20 protein-coding genes are annotated in these 20817 nt (G+C 75.0%); 11 read left to right on the forward strand and 9 right to left on the reverse strand.

Annotated elements, in window-relative coordinates:
* Positions 1-2: 2 nt before the first annotated feature.
* Entirely contained in the window at positions 3-785 is a 783-nt protein-coding gene (locus tag GRQ65_RS15255) for an alpha/beta hydrolase (protein WP_202388158.1), read from the reverse strand.
* Positions 786-917: 132 nt separating this feature from the next.
* On the opposite strand from GRQ65_RS15255, the gene GRQ65_RS15260 reads away from it, so the two are divergent.
* The 8 genes from GRQ65_RS15260 (at position 918) to GRQ65_RS15295 (ending at position 10889) form a co-directional block, all read left to right on the forward strand.
* A complete protein-coding gene (locus GRQ65_RS15260) occupies positions 918-1829 on the forward strand; it encodes a LysR family transcriptional regulator (RefSeq protein WP_160878837.1) in 912 nt (303 codons plus the stop codon).
* A gap of 1 nt (position 1830) precedes the next feature.
* Entirely contained in the window at positions 1831-2655 is an 825-nt protein-coding gene (locus tag GRQ65_RS15265) for a sulfurtransferase (protein ID WP_160878838.1), read from the forward strand.
* Positions 2656-2783: 128 nt separating this feature from the next.
* Complete coding sequence (locus tag GRQ65_RS15270; RefSeq protein WP_160878839.1) at positions 2784-3944, forward strand: LLM class flavin-dependent oxidoreductase; 1161 nt, start codon at positions 2784-2786, stop codon at positions 3942-3944.
* On the forward strand, positions 3941-5155 hold the full coding sequence (locus GRQ65_RS15275) for an LLM class flavin-dependent oxidoreductase (protein WP_160878840.1): 1215 nt from the start codon (positions 3941-3943) through the stop codon (positions 5153-5155). The genes GRQ65_RS15270 and GRQ65_RS15275 overlap by 4 nt, the downstream gene beginning before the upstream one ends.
* A 1-nt stretch (position 5156) precedes the next feature.
* A complete protein-coding gene (locus tag GRQ65_RS15280) occupies positions 5157-6323 on the forward strand; it encodes an acyl-CoA dehydrogenase family protein (protein ID WP_160878841.1) in 1167 nt (388 codons plus the stop codon).
* An 8-nt stretch (positions 6324-6331) separates the two neighbouring features.
* Complete coding sequence (locus GRQ65_RS15285; protein WP_160878842.1) at positions 6332-7312, forward strand: 2-dehydropantoate 2-reductase N-terminal domain-containing protein; 981 nt, start codon at positions 6332-6334, stop codon at positions 7310-7312.
* Positions 7313-7432: 120 nt separating this feature from the next.
* Positions 7433-9133, forward strand: a complete 1701-nt coding sequence (locus GRQ65_RS15290; RefSeq protein WP_202388159.1) for an ATP-binding cassette domain-containing protein — start codon at positions 7433-7435, stop codon at positions 9131-9133.
* Positions 9105-10889 carry an ATP-binding cassette domain-containing protein gene (locus GRQ65_RS15295; RefSeq protein WP_160878843.1) on the forward strand — a complete coding sequence of 595 codons (1785 nt, stop codon included), beginning with the start codon at positions 9105-9107 and terminating at the stop codon, positions 10887-10889. Before GRQ65_RS15290 ends, GRQ65_RS15295 begins: the two co-directional genes overlap by 29 nt.
* A gap of 17 nt (positions 10890-10906) precedes the next feature.
* Here the strand turns inward: GRQ65_RS15295 and GRQ65_RS15300 are convergent, their stop codons facing one another.
* Both GRQ65_RS15300 and gabT read right to left on the reverse strand, forming a co-directional pair.
* Complete coding sequence (locus tag GRQ65_RS15300) at positions 10907-12289, reverse strand: NAD-dependent succinate-semialdehyde dehydrogenase (RefSeq protein ID WP_160878844.1); 1383 nt, start codon at positions 12287-12289, stop codon at positions 10907-10909.
* On the reverse strand, positions 12289-13656 hold the full coding sequence (gabT, locus tag GRQ65_RS15305; protein WP_160878845.1) for a 4-aminobutyrate--2-oxoglutarate transaminase: 1368 nt from the start codon (positions 13654-13656) through the stop codon (positions 12289-12291). The genes GRQ65_RS15300 and gabT overlap by 1 nt, the downstream gene beginning before the upstream one ends.
* A gap of 75 nt (positions 13657-13731) precedes the next feature.
* Between gabT and GRQ65_RS15310 the strand changes: the two genes are divergently transcribed.
* Complete coding sequence (locus tag GRQ65_RS15310) at positions 13732-14646, forward strand: LysR family transcriptional regulator (RefSeq protein ID WP_160878846.1); 915 nt, start codon at positions 13732-13734, stop codon at positions 14644-14646.
* On the opposite strand, the gene GRQ65_RS15315 is transcribed toward GRQ65_RS15310, so the two are convergent.
* Positions 14627-15655, reverse strand: a complete 1029-nt coding sequence (locus GRQ65_RS15315; protein ID WP_202388202.1) for an alcohol dehydrogenase catalytic domain-containing protein — start codon at positions 15653-15655, stop codon at positions 14627-14629. The genes GRQ65_RS15310 and GRQ65_RS15315 overlap by 20 nt on opposite strands.
* A gap of 200 nt (positions 15656-15855) precedes the next feature.
* Here GRQ65_RS15315 and GRQ65_RS15320 point away from each other — a divergent pair, with 200 nt between their 5' ends.
* Positions 15856-17100, forward strand: a complete 1245-nt coding sequence (locus GRQ65_RS15320; RefSeq protein WP_202388161.1) for a YibE/F family protein — start codon at positions 15856-15858, stop codon at positions 17098-17100.
* Here GRQ65_RS15320 and GRQ65_RS15325 read toward each other — a convergent pair.
* Both GRQ65_RS15325 and GRQ65_RS15330 read right to left on the reverse strand, forming a co-directional pair.
* Positions 17063-19270, reverse strand: a complete 2208-nt coding sequence (locus GRQ65_RS15325) for a heavy metal translocating P-type ATPase (RefSeq protein WP_160878848.1) — start codon at positions 19268-19270, stop codon at positions 17063-17065. The genes GRQ65_RS15320 and GRQ65_RS15325 overlap by 38 nt on opposite strands.
* On the reverse strand, positions 19254-19535 hold the full coding sequence (locus GRQ65_RS15330; protein WP_160878849.1) for a DUF1490 family protein: 282 nt from the start codon (positions 19533-19535) through the stop codon (positions 19254-19256). Before GRQ65_RS15330 ends, GRQ65_RS15325 begins: the two co-directional genes overlap by 17 nt.
* 110 nt (positions 19536-19645) lie before the next feature.
* On the opposite strand from GRQ65_RS15330, the gene GRQ65_RS15335 reads away from it, so the two are divergent.
* Positions 19646-20071, forward strand: a complete 426-nt coding sequence (locus GRQ65_RS15335; protein ID WP_160878850.1) for a Fur family transcriptional regulator — start codon at positions 19646-19648, stop codon at positions 20069-20071.
* On the opposite strand, the gene rpsN is transcribed toward GRQ65_RS15335, so the two are convergent.
* From rpsN to rpmB, 3 genes are read right to left on the reverse strand one after another with little or no spacing between them, the layout of a single operon-like run.
* On the reverse strand, positions 20052-20357 hold the full coding sequence (rpsN, locus tag GRQ65_RS15340) for a 30S ribosomal protein S14 (RefSeq protein ID WP_160878851.1): 306 nt from the start codon (positions 20355-20357) through the stop codon (positions 20052-20054). The two genes, GRQ65_RS15335 and rpsN, sit on opposite strands and share 20 nt — an antisense overlap.
* The gene (gene rpmG / locus GRQ65_RS15345; protein WP_160878852.1) at positions 20357-20527 is read right to left on the reverse strand and encodes a 50S ribosomal protein L33; all 171 of its coding nucleotides are present in this window, start codon (positions 20525-20527) and stop codon (positions 20357-20359) included. Before rpmG ends, rpsN begins: the two co-directional genes overlap by 1 nt.
* Complete coding sequence (rpmB, locus tag GRQ65_RS15350) at positions 20527-20763, reverse strand: 50S ribosomal protein L28 (RefSeq protein ID WP_160878853.1); 237 nt, start codon at positions 20761-20763, stop codon at positions 20527-20529. Before rpmB ends, rpmG begins: the two co-directional genes overlap by 1 nt.
* Positions 20764-20817: the final 54 nt, after the last annotated feature.

Consider the following 20817-nt stretch of genomic DNA (forward strand, 5'->3'; position numbering starts at 1 on the left):
GGTCAGGCCCCGGGCCGCACGATCACGGGCAGGTCGGCGCCGAGCTTGAGGCGCTCGAGGAAGAGCACGACGGTCGCCGCCACCGAGCGGTGCGTCACGTCGTTGAGCACGTCGTGGCGCCCGCCCTCGACGACCCAGGTCTGGGTGGCCGGAGCGCCCGTGAACGGCGCCAGGGCGACGTCGACGGGGCTCAGCGGGTCCTCGGAGCCGTGCACCACGAGCGTGGGCAGCCCCGACGGGCCGGGGACGTAGCCCGCCCAGGCGCTCGGGAGGTCGCGCTGCAGGGCGCCGCGCTCGAACGCCTCGTCCTCGCTCAGCACCCGGCGGTGGGCCGGACACGCCGAGCGGGTCTCGAGCTCCGCGTCCCAGTCCGCGGCCGGAGCCGCGGCGGCGGCCTGCTCGGGCAGGGCCAGCCCGGCGAGCACCACGCCGTCGACCGCGTGCTGCCCGCCCTCGGCCAGCGCCGCGGCGAAGGTCGCGCCGGAGTCGGTGCCGACGAGCACGCGGGGCGCGGGGAGCGTGGCGTCGGCGACCAGCTCGTGGACGCGGTCGCGGGTCGCGCCGAGGTCGTCGAGGTCGACCTCGACGACGCGCACCTTGTAGGCGTCGGCCGAGATCCGGCGCCCGAAGCGGCCGTAGGCGGCGGCGCTCTCGCCGCGGCCGGTCAGCACGATCAGCGTGCCGCGGGCGGCGACGCCCGCCGGCTCGTCGTACGCCGTGGGGGCGTCTCCGGCTGCTGGGCCCGGGGCCGCGGGGATCGACTGGGGGAGGAGGGTGGTGGTCACCCTTCCGAGGCTGGCAGCGCTCGGACGACCGCGTCCAAGAGCAGTCGTCGATCGCTTCCCATGCCCGATCGTGATCGGTCCGACGGCGTGGCCGGTGGCGGGAAGTCGCTCCGGAAGGCGTAGTCTTCAAACATGACCAACTCACTCGACATAGATCACCTGCGGACCCTGGTCGCGATCGCCGAGTGCGGTGGGTTCAGCCGGGCGGCCGCCGTGCGCCACATCAGCCAGCCTGCCCTCAGTCAGCACGTCCGGCTGCTCGAGAGGGGGCTCAAGCGCAAGCTGTTCGAGAAGGACGGCCGCGTCATGCGCTTCACCCGCGACGGCGAGGCCGTGCTGGCCGAGGCGCGCCAGATCCTCGCCGTGCACGACCAGGCGATGGAGCGGCTGACGGTCGAGCAGACGCGCACGATCGTCGTCGGCTGCACCGAGCACGCCGCGGAGCAGGTGCTCCCGGAGATGCTGCGCGTGCTGAGCACGGCGTTCCCGGGCGCGACGACCCGTTTCGAGATCGGCCGGTCGACGGCGCTGTCCGACGCCGTCGCCAAGGGCACGCTCGACCTCGCCTTCGTGCTCGACCCCGGCTCGGCCGGAGCCGGTCACGAGGTCGCCCGCCTGCCCCTGACGTGGTACGCCGCCCCGTCGTGGACGCCGCCCGAGGCCGGTGAGCCCTGGCCGCTGGTCGCCTTCGAGGAGCCGTGCGGTCTGCGCGAGCGGGCGCTGGTCGCCCTCGACGGCGAGGGCCACCGGGTCCAGGTGACCGCCCAGTCCTCGACGCTCGAGGGGGTCACCGCCGGGGTCCGAGCCGGCATCGGCGTCGCGCTGCTGCCGAGCAGCGGCGGCCTGCCCCACGGTCTCGTCGTGCGCGACGACCTCCCGGAGACCGGCGAGACCAGCCTGCGGATGGTCGTGCGCCGGGGCCTGGAGCCCGACGTCGAGCTCGCCGCGGCCGAGGCCGTCGCCAGGTTCTTCAGCACCCGGCCGCGCCTGCGGCTGGTCACCGAGGGCTTCGCGCTCGCCGCCCGCACCACCTCGGGGGCCTGAGATGGGCGTCCTGGTCACCGGCGACGAGCTCGCCGCCCTGCTGGAGGACCCCGATCGCGACGTCGTCGTGCTCGACGTGCGCTGGAAGCTCGGTGGCCCACCGGGCCACGCGACGTACCTCGAGGGGCACGTGCCCGGCGCGGTCTACGTCGACCTCGACACCGAGCTCGCGCGCCACGGGGAGCCGACCGACGGGCGGCACCCGCTGCCGCACCTCGCCGACCTCCAGCGGGCCGCGCGGCGGTGGGGGATCGGGCCCGCCACGACCGTGGTGGCCTACGACGGCGAGGGGAACATGGCCGCCGCGCGCGCCTGGTGGCTGCTGCGCTGGGGCGGTCACGCCGACGTGCACCTGCTCGACGGCGCCCTGCCGGCGTGGGTCGGGGCCGGTCGCCCGCTCGGGACCGACGACGTCGTGCCGCCCGAGGGCGACGTGGAGCTCGCCGGCGGCGGCCTGCCGATCCTGGACGTCGACGACGTCGAAGCCTTCGACGGGACGCTCCTCGACGCCCGGGCCGGTGAGCGGTTCCGCGGCGAGGTGGAGCCGGTCGACCCGAAGGCCGGACACGTGCCCGGGGCGCTCAGCGCTCCCACGGGGGGCAACCTCGCCCCCGACGGTCGGTTCCTGCCTCCCGAGCAGCTGCGCGAGCGCTTCGCCGCGCTCGGCGTCGACGACGGGACCCGGGTGGCGGCGTACTGCGGCTCGGGCGTGACCGCGGCGCACCAGGTCGCCGCGCTCGAGATCGCTGGGATCGAGGCCGCGCTCTACCCCGGCTCGTGGTCGCAGTGGAGCAACCTCGACAAGCCGGTCGCGACCGGCGCCTGAAAGTCAAGCATCACGGTCGACTATCGATCCGCTTCACCCATTGCTCTTGGACCCCGGCCGCGCGCCGCACCTAGCGTCATGAGCGTCCTGTCCAGCCCCTGCCCGTCCCCGCCCCAGGAGGGTCACTCGTGGCCGTCGAGTTCATCAGCGCCATCAACGTCAACGCCAGCAACGAGGTCAACCGCCTCGGGAAGTCCGCCGTCGACCCGGCCTTCTTCCGCCGCTACGTCCGCGAGCTCGAGGCCGCGGAGTTCGACTACACGCTGGTGCCCTACGCCTCGTCGTTCCACGACCCGTTCGTCGTCGCCAGCTCGATCGTCGCGGTGAGCGAGCGGATCTCGCCGATCGTGGCGCTGCGGCCCAACACCGTCTACCCGACGGTGGCGGCCAAGGCGCTCGCGACGCTCGACCAGTTCGGCGGTGGGCGGATCGCCGTCCACTTCATCGCCGGCGGCAGCGACCGCGAGCAGGCCCGCGAGGGCGACCGGCTCACCAAGGCCCAGCGCTACGAGCGCACCGCGGAGTACATCGACGTGCTGCGCAAGGTGTGGACGAGCACCGAGCCCTTCGACCACGAGGGCACCTACTACCGGTTCGAGGACTTCGTCAGCGCGATCCGCCCGACCCGCGGCACCATCCCGGTCTCGGTCGGCGGCTCGTCGGCCGAGGCGTACGCCGTGGGCGGCTCGCGCGCCGACATCTTCGGCCTGTGGGGCGAGCCGCTCGCCGACACGCGTGCGCAGATGGACCGGGTCGCCGCCGAGGCCGCGAAGGCCGGGCGCACCGACGTGCCGCGCACCTGGGTGAGCTTCCGACCGATCGTCGCCGCGACTGACGAGCTCGCGTGGGAGAAGGCCGAGCGCACCCTCGGTGCCCTGTCGGGCGGCATCTCCGGGATCTCCGGCTGGCGTGGACTGTCGCTCGGCGGCGACGCTCCGGCCAACGTCGGCTCGCAGCGGCTGCTGGAGATCGCCGCGCGCGGCGAGGTGCACGACCGCGCGCTGTGGACCGCGCCCGCCGCGGCGACGGGCGCCGCCGGGGCCAGCACGGCCCTGGTCGGCTCGCCGGAGACGGTGGCTGCCGCGATCCTCGACTACGTCGACCTCGGCGCCGAGCTGATCTCCATCCGCGGCTACGACAACCTCGACGACCTCATCGACTACGGCCGCCACGTGCTGCCCCTCGTGCGCTCCGAGCTGGCCCACCGCGCGGCCACCGGAGAGCGCGGCACCCTCCAGGACGACCACCTCGGCGCCCTGGCCCCCGCTCGTGAAGGAGCCCTCGCATGACCCTGTCCGAGACCGTGTCCGAGAACCCGTCCGAGAACCCGTCCGACAGCGTGCCCGAGACCGCGGCCCGCCAGGTGGAGTTCATCAGCCTCTCCCACCTCAACCCCTCCACCGAGCTCGAGCCGATCCCCACCCGCGGCATCGACCTGCGCTACATGCGCCGCTACGTCGCCGCGCTCGAGGACGGCGGCTACGACTACACCCTGCTGCCCTACGGCTCCTCGACCGCCGACTCCTTCGTCGTCGCCTCCGCGGTCGGCCAGCTCACCGAGCGGATCAAGCCGATCGTGGCGCTGCGGCCCAACACCACCCCGCCGCTCGTCGGCGCGCAGAAGCTCGCCACCCTCGACCAGCTCACCGAGGGCCGCGCCGTCGTCCACATCATCTCGGGCGGCAGCGACGCCGAGCAGGCCCGCCAGGGCGACTACCTGCCCAAGGAGGAGCGCTACGCCCGCTCCACCGAGTACGTCGAGCTGCTGCGCCGCGCCTGGCACGAGCCCGCGGCGTTCAGCCACCACGGCACCTACTACGACTTCGACGACTTCGGTCCCGGCTTCGCGCCGTACGGCGACACGATCCCGATCTCGATCGGCGGCTCCTCCGACGAGGCGTTCACCCTCGGCGGCCAGCTCGGCGACATCTTCAGCTTCTGGGGCGAGCCGCTGGCCGACATCCGCGCCCAGATCGAGCGGGTGCACGCCATCGCCGACGCCGCGGGCCGCCCGCGCCAGCGGATCTGGGTGACCTTCCGCCCGATCACCGCGCAGACCGACGAGCTCGCCTGGGCCAAGGCCCACGACTACGTCGAGCGGATCGCCCGGACCTTCCAGGCCGGGAGCTTCCACAAGCGCCACCACAGCGCCGCCCCGCCGCAGAACGTCGGCTCGCAGCGCCTGCTCGGCTTCGCCGCCGAGCAGGACGTCTACGACCGGGCGCTGTGGATGCGCACCGCCACGGCGACCAACGCCGGCGGGGCGTCCACCGCGCTCGTCGGCAGCCCGGAGACGGTCGCGGCCGCGATCCTCGACTACGTCGACATCGGCGCCGACCTCATCTCGATCCGCGGCTACGACACGCTCAACGACGCGGTCGACTACGGCCGCTACGTGCTGCCCCTGGTGCGCCAGGAGCTGGCCCACCGTGAGACCACGGGCCGCCGGGGCACGCTGCAGGCCGAGCACCTCGGCGCGCTGGCCACGGCGGGTGCCTGAGGTGACGGTCACCGACGAGAGAGCGCGGCTCGCCGAGCCCGACGTCTCGCCCGAGGCGCTCGCCCGTGTGACGGCCGAGCTGGCCGCCACCGCGCCCGAGCACGACCGCACCGGCGACGTCCCCTGGGCCGGCCTCGAGGCCGCTCACCGGGCCGGGCTGCTGACCGCCACCGTCGCCACACGCCACGGCGGCCCGGGCCTCGGGCTGGTCGACACCGCCCGGGTGCTCGTCGCGCTCGGTGAGGGCGACCCGTCGGTGGCGCTCATGGCGGCCAACAACCTCAACACCCACCAGGCCCAGGCCGCGCACCCGCACTGGCCCGAGGCGGCGTACGACGACCTGCTGCGGCGCTCGCAGACCGGTCCGGCCCTGGCCAACGCGATCCGCGCCGAGCCCGAGCTCGGCGCGCCGGCCCGCGGCGGGCTGCCGAAGACCACGGCCCGGCGTGCGGCCGAGGGCTGGTCGCTGTCGGGCCACAAGGCCTACGCGACCGGCGGCGAGGCCCTGGCCTACCACGTCGTGTGGGTCGTGACCGACGAGCCGACGCCACGGGTGGGGCACCTGCTCGTGCCTGCCGACGCGCCCGGCATCAGCTGGATCCGCACCTGGGACCACCTCGGCCTGCGCGCGTCCAACACCCACGACGTCGTCTACGACGACGTCCTCGTGCCGGCGGAGAACTTCGTCGAGATCCCGCTCACCGACGGCGTCTACCGCGACCCGGCCGCCACCGCCGGCCCGGGCAGCTTCGGCCACCCCGCGCTCTACCTCGGCGTGGCGCGGGCCGCCCGCACGGCGTTCGTCACCTACGCCCAGGAGCGGGTGCCGGCCGCCCTCGGCCGCCCGATCGCCACGACCGAGCGCATCCAGAGCGTCGCCGGTGAGATCGAGGCGCAGATCGGCCAGGCCGAGGCGCTGCTCTTCGGCACGCTGCTGCGCCTCGAGGCCGGCCACGACGTGGGCCCGCAGCTCTCGGTCGTGAAGGTGCAGATCGCCCGCTCGGTGGTCGCCGCCGTGCAGGCCGCGGTCGCGGCGCTCGGCAACCCGGCCCTGAGCCGCGCCAACCCCCTCGAGCGGCACCTGCGCGACGTGCTCTGCGTGCGCATCCACCCCCCGCAGGAGGACACCGCCCTCCTCGCGGCCGGCCGCCGGGTCCTGGGCCAGTGACAGGACCGGTGACCCGCTACGTCGTCATCGGCGGGGGAGCCGTCGGGGGCGCGCTGGCCGCCCAGCTCGTGCCGGCCGGTCACGACGTCGTGCTCGTCGCCCGCGGCGAGCACGGCCGCGCGGTGGCCGAGCGCGGCCTCGTCGTACGCCGCCCCGGTCGCGTCGACGTCGTGCCCGTCGCGGTGGCGAGCGGTCCCGACGAGGTCGCCCTGCGGCCCGACGACGTCCTGCTGCTCACGGTCAAGACCCAGGACGCCGAGGCCGCCCTGGCCGCGTGGGCCTGGCGGCCGGTCGAGGGCGGGGGAGTCGCCGCGGACCTGCCGGTGGTGACGTTCCAGAACGGCCTGCTGACCGAGGACCTCGCCCTGCGCAGGTTCGCCCGCGTCTACGGCGCCACCATCGGCATCGCGGCCAGCCACCTCACGCCCGGCGAGGTCGTGTCGCCGTCCGAGCCGCCCGCCGTCGGCATGGTGTGGCTCGGTCGCTACGGCGCGCCGGCCGACGCGCTGCAGCAGGACCTCGTCGCCGACCTGTCGGACGCGGGGTTCGCCGCCTGGTCCGTGCCCGACGTGCGCGCGCAGAAGGGCGCCAAGCTCCTGGCCAACGTCGCCAACGCCCTCGACCTGGTCGCCGGTGACGACGACCTGCGCGCCGAGGCGCGGGCGCGGCTGCGCGACGAGGCGCTCACTGTGCTGCAGGCGGCCGGTCACCCGCTGCCCCCGAGCGGCGTCCTCGACCACGGCGCCGTCGACTTCCGGGTGCTGCCCGTCGAGGGCCACGTCGCCGGGCGCCTGTCGACCTGGCAGTCCTTCGCCCGCGGCGCATCGAGCGAGGTGGACTACCTCAACGGCGAGATCGTCCTGCTCGCCCGGCGCCACGGCGTGCCCGCTCCGCTCAACGAGGCCGTGCAGCGGCTGCTCGGCCCCGCCGGTGCTGCGGCCGGGGCGACCCTGGAGGGCCTGCTCGCCGCCGGCCCCGCCCTCGTCTGAGCGGCCCGGTGTCCGAGCGGCTCGGTGCCAGGACGGTGACGTGAGCACCATGAGGCGCGGCCTCCCGCTGATGGCGCGTGCGTCGTTCGACCACCCCGGACCGGCGCTCCTGGCGCCGGGGTGGTCAACGGCGCCACGATGGTGCTGGGGGCCGCGGCCGTCGGCTGGGCCACCGACCATCTCGTGCTGCCCCTGCTCGACGGGGGCCGTGTGCCCGCATCGACGTGGTGGCAGGCCGCCGGGGTCGTCCTCGGCGTCTCGGCGGTGCGCTGCGCCACCATCTGGATCCGCGGCGTCGCGACCGGCCGGGTCCAGCACCGGGCCCAGGCGGAGACCCGCCGGGCCGTGGTCCACCGCTACCTGCACCTGGACCTCGGGTGGCACCGTCGCCACCCGCCCGGGCGCCTGCTGGCCCACGCCGTCTCCGACGTCGACGCGGTCTGGTCGCCGGTGCAGTGGCTCTACTTCGCCCTCGGGATGGGATGCATGCTGGTCGGCGCCTTGGTGCAGCTCGCCCAGGCGTCGCCGTCGCTCGCGGGCGTCGGGGCCGGGCTCGTGCTGTCGGTGCTCGCGGTCAACGTCGTCCAGCAGCGCCTCCTGACGCCGCGCACGCGGGAGGGCCAGGCCGCCCGCGGGGAGGTCGCCCGCACCGTCCACGAGAGCATCGAGGGCGGTCCGGTCGTGCGCAGTCTCGGGCTCGCGGACGTCGAGGACGCACGGGTCGCGCCCGGGGTGGAGCGGGTGCGCCTGGCCAACACCCGCATCGCCGCGGTCAGCGCGGTCTTCGACCCCCTCCTCGAGCTGCTGCCGACCGTCGCGGTGCTGGCGGTCCTCGGCCTGGGCGCCCGGTCGGTCACGGCGGGCGAGCTGAGCCTGGGCACCCTCGTCGGGGTCTGCTACCTCCTGCTCACGGTGTCGATCCCCCTGAGCGTGCTGAGCCGGTTCCTGTCCATCCTGCCGTTGGCCGTCGCCGGTCACGAGCGGGTCGCGGACGTGCTCGCGGCGCCCCTGGCCGCGATCGGTGCCGAGACGCCGACGGAGCCTGCGACGCCCCTCCCGACGGGGATCGAGGTGCGCGGCGCGAGCGTCCACCGTGACGGTGCCACGCTGCTGCGCGACGTCGACCTGCGGGTCGAGCCCGGCACCCTCCTCGCGGTCGTCGGCGCCACCGGCGCCGGCAAGACCACGCTCGTCGACCTGCTGCTCGGGCTCGCGCTTCCGGCGCGCGGCGAGGTGCTCGTCGACGGTCGGCCGCTGACTGAGCTGTCGATCGCGGCGCGCTCCCGGGCGCTCGGGCTCGTCGGCCAGTCGCCGTTCCTCTTCGCCGACAGCATCCGGGCCAACCTCGCCCTCGACCTCGAGGTCGCGGACGAGCGGCTGTGGGCCGCCCTCGAGGAGGCAGAGGTCGCCGACGTGGTCGCGGACCTCCCGGCCGGCCTCGACTCGGTCGTCGGCGAGCGGGGAGCCACCCTGTCGGGCGGGCAGCGGCAGCGCGTCTGCCTGGCCCGGGCGCTGCTGCGCGACCCGCGGCTGCTCGTGCTCGACGACGCGACCTCGGCCCTCGACCCGCGCGTCGAGCTGCGGGTGCTCCGGCGGCTGCGCAGGCGCGTCGACGCGGGCGCGTGCACCGTGGTGCTCGTGGCCAGTCGGCCGGCGCCGCTCTCGTTCGCGGACCGGGTCGTGTTCCTCGCCGACGGGGCCGTCGCCGCGACCGGCACCCACGACGAGCTGCTCGAGCGCGCACCGGCGTACCGCCGGATCGTCACGGCGTACGCCGACGGGAGGCCGGGTCGTGACGGTGACCGCGCCCTCGCCGGCTGAGCCCGGCCTGGCCGACCTGGGGGAGCGGACACCGGGCGCCCTCGTGGCCCTCGGCGTCGGCGTCACCCCGGTACTGCGCTCCGGGCTGCTCCTGACCGCGCTGCTCGCCCTGGCCGCGGGGACGGGGCGCATCGTCGCGCCCCTCACCGTCCAGCGGGCGATCGACCGGGGCCTCGAGCCCGCCGCCGTCTCCCACGCCCTCGGCGTCGGCGCCCTCGCCGTCGTGCTCGCCGGGCTGTCGTCGTGGGCGCTCAACCGGCGCGTCCAGTCCCGCACCGAGCACGCCCTCGCCTCGCTGCGCCGCCAGGGGCTCGCCCGGGCCCACGCGATGTCGGCCGCCACCGCCGACCACGTGCGCAGCACCGATGTGGTCGCCCGTCTCACCAGCGACGTCGACACCGTCACGACGTTCACCCAGAACGGCGGCGTCCAGATGCTGACCAACCTCGCGCAGCTGGCCGTCGCGACGGCGGTGATGGCGGTCTTCTGCTGGCAGCTGACCGTGCCGGTGGTCCTGCTCGCCGTGGTGCTGCTCGTCGCGATGGTGCGCCTGCAGCGGGTCGTGGCCCGTCGCTTCGTCCGGGTCCGCACGGAGGTGGCTGCGATGCAGGGCGTCGTGGCCGAGGCCGTGATCGGAGCCCCGGTGATCCGGGTGACGGGCACGGCGGCGCGGACCGGACGCCACCTCGACGACGCCCTCGACCGGACCCGCGCAGCCCAGCTGCGCACGCTGGTGCCGCTCCACGGCAACACCGCGCTCGGCGAGGTCGCCATCTCGACGATGACCGTCGTCGTCATCCTGCTGGGCTGCGCGTGGACCACCCACCAGGACTGGGGGCCGGCGCCCGACCTCACCTCCGGCCAGCTGGTCGCCATGGTCTTCCTCGTGACGTTCTTCGTCCGGCCGCTGCAGTTCCTGGTGCAGTCGCTCGGCGAGGCGCAGAACGCGCTCGTCGGGTGGCGGCGGGTGCTCGAGCTCGTCACCACCCCCTCGGCCGTGGTCGAGGGTGGCCCGGGCGACCTCGTCGACGGCCCGGTCGCCGTGGAGCTCGAGCGCGTGTCGGCGGCGTACGCCGGGAGCCCGGCGGTGCTGCACGACGTCACCGTGCGCATCGAGCCCGGTGAGCACGTGGCGGTGGTGGGGGAGTCCGGATCGGGCAAGAGCACCTTCGCCAAGCTCCTCACCCGGCGGCTCGAGCCGCTCGCGGGCGAGGTACGGCTGGGCGGGGTGCCGCTCGGGGAGCTGGCGGACGCCTCGCTCGCCCGCCGGGTGGTGATCGTGCCGCAGGACCCGTTCCTCTTCGACACCACCGTGGGCGACAACGTCACCGTGGGACAGCCCGGGGCCGACGAGGCCGCGGTCCGGGGGGTCCTCGACGCCCTCGGGCTGACCGCATGGGTGGCCGACCTGCCCGACGGCCTCGCCACCCGGGTCGGCTCCCGCGGCGACCTGCTGTCGGTCGGCGAGCGCCAGCTCGTGGCCCTGGCCCGCACGGCCCTGGTCGACCCCGACCTCGTCATCCTCGACGAGGCGACGAGCGCGGTCGACCCGGCCACCGACGTGCGGGTCCAGGAGGCCCTGTCGGTGCTGACGCAGGGGCGCACGACCATCTCCATCGCCCACCGCATGGTCACCGCGGAGCAGGCCGACCGCGTCCTCGTCTTCGCCGACGGCCGGCTGGCGCAGTCGGGCCACCACCGTGACCTCCTCGGCGTGGCCGGGCCCTACGCCGACCTGGTCGCGGCCTGGCGGTGACCCGGCGGTGACCTGGATCAGGCCGGCCAGTCGACGGAGAGGTACTGCGTCTCCTGGAACTCCCGGATCCCGTCACGGGCGCCCTCGCGCCCGAGCCCGCTCTGCTTGACCCCGCCGAACGGCGCCGACGGGTCCGAGACCAGGCCGCGGTTGATGCCGACCATGCCGGCCTCGATCCGCTCGCCGAGGCGCAGCGCGCGGCCCAGGTCACCGGCGAAGACGTAGGCGGCCAGGCCGAACTCGGTGTCGTTGACCAGGCGCACCAGCTCGTCCTCGTCGTCCCAGACGACGACCGGCGCGACCGGTCCGAAGACCTCCTCGCGCAGGATCGTGGCGTCGGCCGGCACGTCGGCGAGCACGGTGGGCGCGAAGAACGTGCCGGGGGAGTCCGGCAGCGCGGCGCGGTGGGAGACGCGCGCTCCCTCGGCGACCGCCTGGTCGACGGTCGCCTGGACCCGCTCGACGGCCGCGGCCGTGATGAGGGGGCCGATGGCGGCGCCGTCGACGGCCGGGCCGACGCTGAGCTTCTCGACCTCGGCCCCGAAGCGCGCCAGGAACTCGTCCGCCACGTCCCGGTGGACGTAGAGGCGGTTGGCGGCGGTGCACGCCTGGCCGCCGTTGCGGAACTTCGCGACCATCGCACCGGCCACGGCCTGGTCGAGGTCGGCGTCGTCCGTGACGACCAGCGGGGCGTTGCCGCCGAGCTCCATCGAGGCGTTGAGCACGCGGTCGGCGGCCTGGTGCAGCAGGACGCGACCGACGCCGGTGGAGCCGGTGAACGACACCTTGCGCACGCGGTCGTCCTCGAGCCAGGCGGTCACGACCTCGGGGGCGCGGGTGGTCGTGACGACCTCGACCGCGCCCTCGGGCAGTCCCGCCTCGTGCAGGAGGCGTACGACGGCCAGCGTGGTCAGCGGCGTCTCCGCGGCCGGCTTGAGCACGGCGGTGCACCCCGCGGCCAGTGCGGGGGCGAGCTTGCGCGTGGCCATCGCGGCGGGGAAGTTCCACGGCGTGACGAGCGCGGCGACGCCCACCGGTCGGTGGCGCACGATGGCGCGGGTGCCGCCGGCCGGCGACTCGCCGTACTCACCGCCGGGTCGGACGGCCTCCTCGGAGAACCACCGGAAGAACTCCGCGGCGTAGCCGACCTCGGCCGAGGCGTCGGCGAGGGACTTGCCGTTCTCGCGGGAGATGAGCGCGGTGAGCTCCTCGCGGTCGCGCAGCACCATCTCGAAGGCGCGGCGCAGCACGTCGGAGCGCTCCCGCGCCGGGGTGGCGGCCCACAGCGGGAACGCTGCGGCGGCGCGGTCGACGGCCGCGGTGGCCTCCGCGGCGCCGTGGTCGGGCAGCTGGGCGACCAGCTCGAGGGTGGCCGGGTCGACGACGTCGAAGGTGCTCATCAGCGAGCCTTGCCCGGGACCGAGGCGAACGCCGTGTCGAGCACGTCGAGGGCGTCCTCGAGCAGGGCGTCGGAGATCGACAGCGGCGGCAGGAAACGCAGCACGTTGCTGTAGGTGCCGCAGGTCAGCACGATGACGCCGTCGCGGTGGGCCGCGGTGGCGACCGCCTTGGCGAGGTCGGCGTCGGGCTCGGTGGTGCCGGGACGCACCAGCTCGACGGCGATCATCGCGCCACGACCGCGCAGGTCGCCGATCCGCGGGTCGCGCTCCTGCAGCGCCCGCAGGCGGCGGGTCATCAGCGCCTCGACCTCGCGGGCCCGGCCCAGCAGCCCCTCGGCCTCGATGGTCTCGATCGCGGCCAGCGCGGCGGCGCAGGCCAGCGGGTTGCCGCCGTAGGTGCCGCCGAGGCCGCCCGCGTGTGCGGCGTCCATCAGCTCGGCCCGGCCGGTCACGGCCGAGAGCGGCAGTCCGCCCGCGATGCCCTTGGCGGTGACGATGAGGTCGGGCACGACGCCCTCGCGGTCGCAGGCGAACCAGTCGCCGGTGCGGGCGAAGCCGGTCTGCACCTCATCGGCCACGAAGACGACGCCGTGCTCGTGGCACCACTGCGCCAGGGCCGGCAGGAACCCGGGTGCCGGCTCGATGAAGCCGCCCTCGCCCTGGATCGGCTCGATGACGAGCGCCGCGAGCTGGTCGGCGCCGACCTGCTTGTCCAGCAGGTCGAGCGCGCGGCGGGCCGCGGCCGCGCCGTCGAGCGCGCCGTCCGGGCCGGCGTCGCGGAAGGGGTAGGAGACCGGCGCGCGGTAGACCTCGCCCGCGAAGGGGCCGAAGCCGCGCTTGTAGGGCATCACCTTGGCCGTCATGGCCATCGTGAGGTTGGTGCGACCGTGGTAGGCGTGGTCGAACACCGCGACCGCGTCGCGGCCGGTGGCGGCGCGGGCGATCTTGACGGCGTTCTCGACGGCCTCGGCGCCGGAGTTGAACAGCGCGGAGCGCTTCTCGTGGTCCCCGGGGGTGACCCGGTTGAGCGCCTCGGCGACGGCGACGTAGCCCTCGTAGGGGGTGACCATGAAGCAGGTGTGGGTGAACGCCGCGACCTGCTCCTGCACCGCGTCGACCACCCGCGGGGCACTGTTGCCGACCGTCGTGACCGCGATGCCGGAGCCCAGGTCGATCAGGTGGTTGCCGTCGACGTCGACGACGATCCCGCCCGCGGCGCGGGCCGCGAAGACCGGCATCGTCGTGCCGACCCCGCCGGCCACCGCGACGCTCTTGCGGGCCATCAGCTCGCGTGAGCGCGGGCCGGGGAGCTCGGTGACGAGGCGACGTCCCTGGTCCACGGCAGTCTGGTCTGCGGTGAGTGTCATGCGCCCAGCGTCGAACCGCGGCACCTATGCTGTCCAATACCTGTTCTCGCTCGTCGTGATGCCCAGGAGGCATGGGTGCAGCTGCGTCACCTGCGCTACTTCGTGGCCACCGCCGACGCCGGCACCGTGAGCGGCGCGGCGGTGGCGGTGCACGTCACCCAGCCCGCGCTCTCGCGCCAGCTCCGTCAGCTCGAGGCCGACCTCGGCGTGGCGCTCTTCGACCGGTCCGCCGGGCGGCTGACCCTCAGCCGCGCCGGGCGTGAGCTGCTGGCCGAGGCCCGCGCGGTGCTCGCCGCGGCCGACGGGCTGCAGGCGCGGGCGGGGGTCCTCGCGGCCGGACGGCTCGAGCGTCTCAGCATCGCCGCGCCCACGGTGACCCTCACCGACGTGGTCGCGCCGTTCGTCGCGACGATGCCGCCCGAGGACCCGGTCGTCGACGTCCGCGCGGCCGACGGGCTGAGCCCGGGCGAGATGCTCGACGCCGGAGCCGACCTGGCGATCGGCGCGCGCGCTGTGCGATCGCCGTACGCCTCCACGCCGTTGGCGGAGCTGCCGGTGTGGGCTTTCGTGCCGCCCGACGACCCGTGGGCCGGCCGGGTGCGCGTCGGTCTCGACGAGCTGATGGGCCGCCCGCTGATCTGCCTGCCCCCGGCCTTCACCTCCCGCCAGGCCCTCGACACCGCCGTCGAGCGCAGCGGCGCCGCCTGGGGACCGGTGCTCGAGGTCGCCAACGGCACCATCGCGCAGGCGATGGCCGCCGCGGGGCGGGGGGTCGCCGTCGTCTCCGACGACCCGCGTTTCGACCTCGTCCCGGTCGCGATCGATGCGGGGGACTCGACGCTCGGGGTCCGCCTGCGGGCGGCCTGGGACTCCCGCAGCGCCGCCGCCGACGCGCTCGAGGCGCTGGCGCGGCGGCTGTCGGCGTTCGTGGCCGAGCGCTACCCGGTCAGCGGCCCGGTCAGCGGCCCGGTCAGCGGCTCGGGTCGATGACCGTCATCCCGGCGACCGCCGCGGTGTCGTACGTCGGCAGCAGGGTCGCCGCCTCCTCCAGCCCGACCACGCGCTCGACGAGCCGCTGCGGCTGGAGCGCGCCGCTGGCGATCAGCGCCATCATCGCCGGGTAGTCGGCTGCGGCCATGCCGTGGCTGCCGAGCACGTCGAGCTCCCAGCCGATGACGCGGTCCATCGGCACGCGGGGGTGGCCGTCGACCGGTGGGAGCAGCCCGACCTGGGCCAGGCGACCTCGCCGGCGCAGGCTGTGGATGGCGTCGGCGCACGTCTGCTCGCTGCCGACCGCGTCGACCCCGACGTGCGCGCCGCCGGTCAGGTCGGTGACGGCGGCAGCGACGTCGGTGCCGTGCTCCGCCAGCACCGTGTGCTCGGCGCCGAGCTCCGCGGCCACGGCGAGCGCTCCGGCGTGCCGGTCGACGGCCACGACGCGGGCGCCGAGGGCGCGGGCGATCATCACCGCGCTGAGCCCCACCCCGCCCGCGCCGACGACGCAGACCCACTCGTCCTCGGCGACCCGGGCCCGCCCGACCAGCGCCCGGAACGCCGTCGCGAACCGGCAGCCCAGGCTGGCCGCCGTCACGTGCTCGACCTCGTGGGGGAGGGCGACGAGGTTGGTGTCGGCCGCGTGGAGCGCGACGAGCTCGGCGAACGAGCCCCAGTGCGTGAACCCCGGCTGCTGCTGGTCGGGGCAGACCTGCGCGTCACCGGCGCGGCACCACTCGCACCGCCCGCACCCGCACACGAACGGCACCGTGACCCGGTCGCCGACCGACCAGCGGGTCACCCCGGCCCCGACCTCGACGACGTCCCCGGCCAGCTCGTGCCCCGGCACGTGGGGCCACAAGATCGTGTCGTGGCCCGCCCACGCGTGCCAGTCGCTGCGGCACAGGCCCGTGGCCGCCACGCGCACCACCACGCCGCCGTCCGGGGCGCTCGGCGCCGGCACCTCGCGGACCTGGGGCTCGGAGCGTTCGGAGTCGACCACCATCGCGCGCACGGGCGAGATCCTCGCAGGCCGGCCTCTGTCTCCACGGGGTCCAGCCGGTCCGTGGCGGTGGTCACCGACGTTCCGGGTGGGTGAGAGGTGTCTCAGGCCCCCGAAACGTCTGTGACTACCGACCGAACGTCGGTGACTACCGCCACGGACCGCAACGACCACAACCGAGCCCGTGGGACCCTGGGCGCCTCATGCCCGCCCACGACCACGCCCACGACGACACCCACCAGCACCACCACGGCGGGCCCCGTCACGCGGCGCCGGAGCCGAGGCGGCTCAGACGGCTGGCGTGGCTCGTGCTGGCGCCGGTCGCCGCGGCGGTAGCGGTCGCGATGGTGCTGCTGTGGCCGGCGGGCGGGCTGCCCGAGCGGACGGCGACGAGCGCCGACGAGGAGCTGTCGGGGCGGGTCGCCGCCGTACGCACGGTCGAGTGCGCCGGGGGACCGGCGACCGGCGACGGTGCGAGTGCGGCCGACGAGAGCTGCGGGGAGGTGGACGTCGACCTCGAGGCGAGCGGCACCGACAGCGGCGGCCGGGCCACCGTCCCGCTGCCGACCGGCGCCGGGGCACCGCAGGTCGAGCCGGGCGACGACGTGGTGGTGACCCGCGGGGCGACGCCCGACGGAGTGGTCTACGCGATCGTCGACCAGCAGCGCGGCACCGGCATGTGGGTGCTCGTCGGGGCGTTCGTGCTGGCGCTGGTCGCGTTCGGGCGCTGGCGAGGGGTGTCGTCGCTGGTGGGCCTGGCCGTGACGTTCGGCGTGCTGGGGGCCTTCGTGGTGCCGGCGGTGCTGGCCGGCGAGAGCCCGCTGCTGGTGGCGATCGTCGGCTCGACCGCGGTGATCGTCGTGGTGCTGCCGCTCACCCACGGGCTGTCGCTGACCACGGTCGTGGCCGTGCTCGGCACCCTGCTGAGCTTCCTCGTGACCGGGCTGGTCGGCGCGCTCAGCGTCTCGGCGCTGCACCTCAGCGGCATCACCGACGACATCGCGATGTCGGTGGCGACCCGCTTCGACGTGCAGATGAGCGGACTGCTGCTGGCGGGCATCGTCATCGGGGCCGTCGGGGTGCTCGACGACGTCACAGTCACCCAGGCGAGCACCGTGGCCGAGCTCGCCCGGGCCAACCCCGGCTACACCGCCCGCCAGCTCTTCGCCGGCGGCCAGCGGGTCGGGCGCGCGCACGTCGCGTCGGTGGTCAACACCATCGTCCTGGCGTACGCCGGCTCGTCGCTGCCGCTGATCGTGCTGACCGTGGCGGACAGTGCCTCGCTGGGCGGGGTCGTGACCGACCAGTTCGTCGCCCAGGAGGTGGTGCGCAGCATCGTCGGCACGCTGGGGCTGGTCGCCGCCGTGCCGATCACCACGGCCCTGGCGGCGGTGCTGCTCGGCGGAGCGGTCAGCCGCGAGGAGGCTCCTCCAGCCGGTAGCGAGTGATCCGCGAGCTGTTGGCGACCACGGCCACCGACGAGGCGTTGTGCAGCAGCGCCGCGACGACAGGGGAGAGGCCGCCGGCCGCGCTGACGACCAGGCCCGCTGCGTTGACCGCGATGGACATGCCGTAGTTCTGCCGGATCACCCGCACGCCCTGGCGTGACAGGTCGCGCAGGTCGAGCAGCCGGTGCAGGTCGTCGCCGGCCAGCGCCACCTCGGCAGCCTCTAGGGCCACGTCGGTGCCGCTGATGCCCATCGCGATGCCCACGTCGGCGCGCGCGAGCGCAGGGGCGTCGTTGGTGCCGTCACCGACCACCGCGACGACGTACCCCTCCGCCTGGAGCGCCGCGACGACGTCCTGCTTGTCCTCGGGCAGGGCCTCGGCGCGCCACTCGTCGATGCCGACCTCGCCGGCCACGGCGGCGGCGGTGCGCGGGTGGTCGCCGGTCAGCATGACGACCCGCTGCACGCCGTCGGCGCGCAGCAGCCGCACGACCTCGGCCGCCTCGGGGCGCACCGTGTCGCGCAGGCTGATCAGCCCGGTGAGCTGCCCGTCGGTCGCGAGCAGCAGCGGCGTCTCCGCCTCGTCCTGCAGCCGCTCTACCCAGCCGAGCGCGTCCTCGGACAGCTCGACCCCCTCACCGCGCAGCAGCTCGGCGTTGCCGAGCAGCAGCACCCGGCCGTCGGCGAAGGTGCGCATGCCGAGCCCGAGCAGCACCTCGCACTCCTCGTGCTCGGGGATCGCGATGTGACGCTCCTCGGTGGAGCGGATCACCGCCTGGGCGAGCGGGTGGCGCGAGTGGATCTCGGAGCTCGCGGCGTAGGCGAGCACCCGCTCGGGGGTCCAGTCGTCGTCGAAGCTGACGACGTTGGTCACCACCGGGCGCCCGACGGTGAGCGTGCCGGTCTTGTCGAAGACCACCGCGTCGAAGCGCGCGGCGAGCTCGAGGTGCGAGCCGCCCTTCACCAGGATGCCGCGGCGTGCGCCGTTGCCGATCGCCGCACTGATGGCGGTCGGGGTCGAGAGGCCGACCGCGCACGGGCACGCGACCAGCAGCATCGTCATGGCGCGGCGCACGTCGCGGGTCACGGCGTACGTCGCCAGCGCGAGCGCGAACGACGCCGGCACGAACCGGCGGCTGAAGCTCTCGCCCACGGTCTGCACCGGCGCGCGGTCGGACTGCGCCTCCTCGACGCGGGTGATGACGCGTCCGATGGCCGTGTCGCGACCGACCGCGGTCGCCTCGACCACGACGCGTCCGCGCATGAGCACGCTGCCGGCGTGCACGTGCTGGCCGAGCGTCACGGTCACCGGCAGCGTCTCGCCGGTGATGGCCGACTGGTCGAGCACGCCCTCGCCCTCGAGCAGGACGCCGTCGACGGGCACGGCGACGTGCTGGTGGACGACGACGTGGTCGCCGACCCGCAGCCGGGTGATGTCGACCAGCTCCTCGGTGCCGTCGGCACGGCGCACCCACGCCTCGGACTGCGTGCCGGTCAGCAGGTCGCGGATGGCGCGGCGGGTGCGGCGCAGGGTGAGGTCCTGGAGGTACTCCCCGATGTTGAGCAGCCACAGCACCGTCAGCGCGACGACGTTCTCGCGCAGCAGCAGGCTCGCGACCGTGGCGGCCGAGACCAGCGCGTCGGTGCCCGCCGTACGCCGGCCCGCGAGCGTGCGCAGCGCACCGCGCAGGAAGGGGTAGCCGGTGAAGATCGTGACGCCGGTCGCGACCGTGCGGGAGGTGGGTCCGAGCACGGGTGGACGGCGCAGCACGTAGCGGCGGCCGCCGAGCAGCAGCAGGGCGAGCCCGCCGACGACCATCCGGGTCAGGTCACCGTTGCTCACGTCGGCCGACCACGGCGCCCGCGCCGGCACCGCGGCGGCGGACACGGACCGGGCGCCCGCGATCGCGGCGACCACGGTGTCGGGGTCCACCCCGCCGGGGCGCGACCACACGACGACCGAGCCGGTGCGCGGGTAGGCGTGGACGGCCCGCACCCCGTCGACCAGGGTGACGGCGTCCTCGACGGCCACCGCGCGCCCCGGGCACGACCGCAGCCACGGTGCGGCGTAGCGCGCCCGGCCGGCGGCCTCGGCGACGCAGCGGACCTCGACGAGCGCCGACGCGTCGGGCTCCCTGTGCCGAGTGCCGGGCTCAGTGGTCGTGGTCATGACCCACGTCGCCCGTGCCGGGCGGCGGCGCCTGCTCGCCCACCCGCTCGCGCGCCTCGGCGACCAGGTCGCCGGTGACCAGTCGGACGTGCTCGGCTCCGGTCTCGAGGCGACGCTTGCCGCGCAGGCCCCAGGCGAGCGCCGAGACGGCACCGTCGCGAGCGGTGCCGTCGCCGACGGCCTTCTTCGCACCGTCGTAGGCGACCGCGCCCACGAAGCCGGTCAGCACGGTGGACCCGACCCGGGTCAGCAGAGTGGCGATCACGGAGCGATCCTCCCAGTTCTCGGCCAGCGACGCAGGCCGTCCAGATGATGATCATTCTCGACAAGACCGTCCTTCCGGCCTGCTGCGGGCGTGCCTCCTAGGATGGCGGCATGGCCGTCTCCTCCCGTCCCGCCGAGGGTCGACGCTCCACCCGGCAGCGCTCGCTCCTGCGCGAGCTGGTCGGTGAGACGACGGCGTTCACCAGCGCCCAGCAGCTGCACCAGGTGCTGCGGGAGCGCGGGGAGTCGGTCGGGCTGGCCACCGTCTACCGCAACCTGCAGGTGCTGGTCGAGGACGGTGAGGTCGACACGCTGCGCGGCGAGGACGGCGAGGTCCTCTACCGCCAGTGCAGCCCGCGTCACCACCACCACCTCGTCTGCCGCGGCTGCGGTCGCGTCGAGGAGGTCCAGGGCCCTGCCGTGGAGCGCTGGGCCGACCGCGCCGCGGAGGAGCACGGCTTCACCGACGTCGCCCACACCGTCGAGATCTTCGGGCTCTGCCCGGCGTGCGCGGCGCTCACCAGCTCGCCTTCGTGATCCCCGGCAGCTCGCCGCGGTGGGCCATCTCGCGGAACCTGATCCGCGACGTCCCGCTCTTGCGCAGGTAGCCGCGCGGGCGCCCGTCGACCTGGTCGCGGTGGCGCAGCCGCACCGGTGAGGAGTCGCGCGGCAGGGCGGCCAGCGCCTGCACGGCGGCCGTCAGCTCGACAGAGCCCGGCTCCGCGGCGCGCACCCGTGCCTTCGCGGCCGCCCGGCGCTCGGCGTACTGCTCCACGACGCGCTCGCGGCGCCGCTGGGCGGCGATCTTCGACTCCTTGGCCATCAGCGCTCCTCCTTGAAGTCGACGTGGCGGCGCACGCGAGGGTCGTACTTGCGCAGCACCATCCGGTCGGGGTCGTTGCGGCGGTTCTTGCGGGTGACGTACGTCGTGCCCGTGCCGGCGCTCGACCGCAGCTTCACGATCGGTCGGGTCTCGCTGCCCCGCTTCGCCATCAGAGACTCACCCCTCGTGCCCGCAGGTCGGCGACGACCGCCTCGATGCCCCGGCGGTCGACGGTCTTGATGCCGCGGGCGCTCAGGGTCAGCCGCACGTGGCGTCCCAGGCTCGGCACCCAGTAGCGCTTGTGCTGGACGTTGACGTCGAAGCGCCGCTTCGTGCGGCGGTGCGAGTGGGAGACGTGGTGACCGAACCCCGGCTCGGCTCCGGTGACCTGGCACGTCCGTGACACGGGCGACCTCCTTGTGCTTGACTAATGAGAACGAATCTCATTCTAAACAGATCG

The sequence above is a fragment of the Nocardioides flavescens genome, from assembly GCF_009823805.1.
GTDB lineage: Bacteria > Actinomycetota > Actinomycetes > Propionibacteriales > Nocardioidaceae > Nocardioides > Nocardioides flavescens.

Coding starts and splice junctions, on each gene's coding strand:
- GRQ65_RS15260 (WP_160878837.1), top strand. CDS start 918: ATGACCAACTCACTCGACATAGATCACCTGCGGACCCTGGTCGCGATC.
- GRQ65_RS15265 (WP_160878838.1), top strand. CDS start 1,831: ATGGGCGTCCTGGTCACCGGCGACGAGCTCGCCGCCCTGCTGGAGGAC.
- GRQ65_RS15275 (WP_160878840.1), top strand. CDS start 3,941: ATGACCCTGTCCGAGACCGTGTCCGAGAACCCGTCCGAGAACCCGTCC.
- GRQ65_RS15300 (WP_160878844.1), bottom strand. CDS start 12,289: ATGAGCACCTTCGACGTCGTCGACCCGGCCACCCTCGAGCTGGTCGCC.
- gabT (WP_160878845.1), bottom strand. CDS start 13,656: ATGACACTCACCGCAGACCAGACTGCCGTGGACCAGGGACGTCGCCTC.
- GRQ65_RS15315 (WP_202388202.1), bottom strand. CDS start 15,655: ATGGTGGTCGACTCCGAACGCTCCGAGCCCCAGGTCCGCGAGGTGCCG.
- GRQ65_RS15320 (WP_202388161.1), top strand. CDS start 15,856: ATGCCCGCCCACGACCACGCCCACGACGACACCCACCAGCACCACCAC.
- GRQ65_RS15325 (WP_160878848.1), bottom strand. CDS start 19,270: ATGACCACGACCACTGAGCCCGGCACTCGGCACAGGGAGCCCGACGCG.
- GRQ65_RS15335 (WP_160878850.1), top strand. CDS start 19,646: ATGGCCGTCTCCTCCCGTCCCGCCGAGGGTCGACGCTCCACCCGGCAG.
- rpsN (WP_160878851.1), bottom strand. CDS start 20,357: ATGGCCAAGGAGTCGAAGATCGCCGCCCAGCGGCGCCGCGAGCGCGTC.
- rpmG (WP_160878852.1), bottom strand. CDS start 20,527: ATGGCGAAGCGGGGCAGCGAGACCCGACCGATCGTGAAGCTGCGGTCG.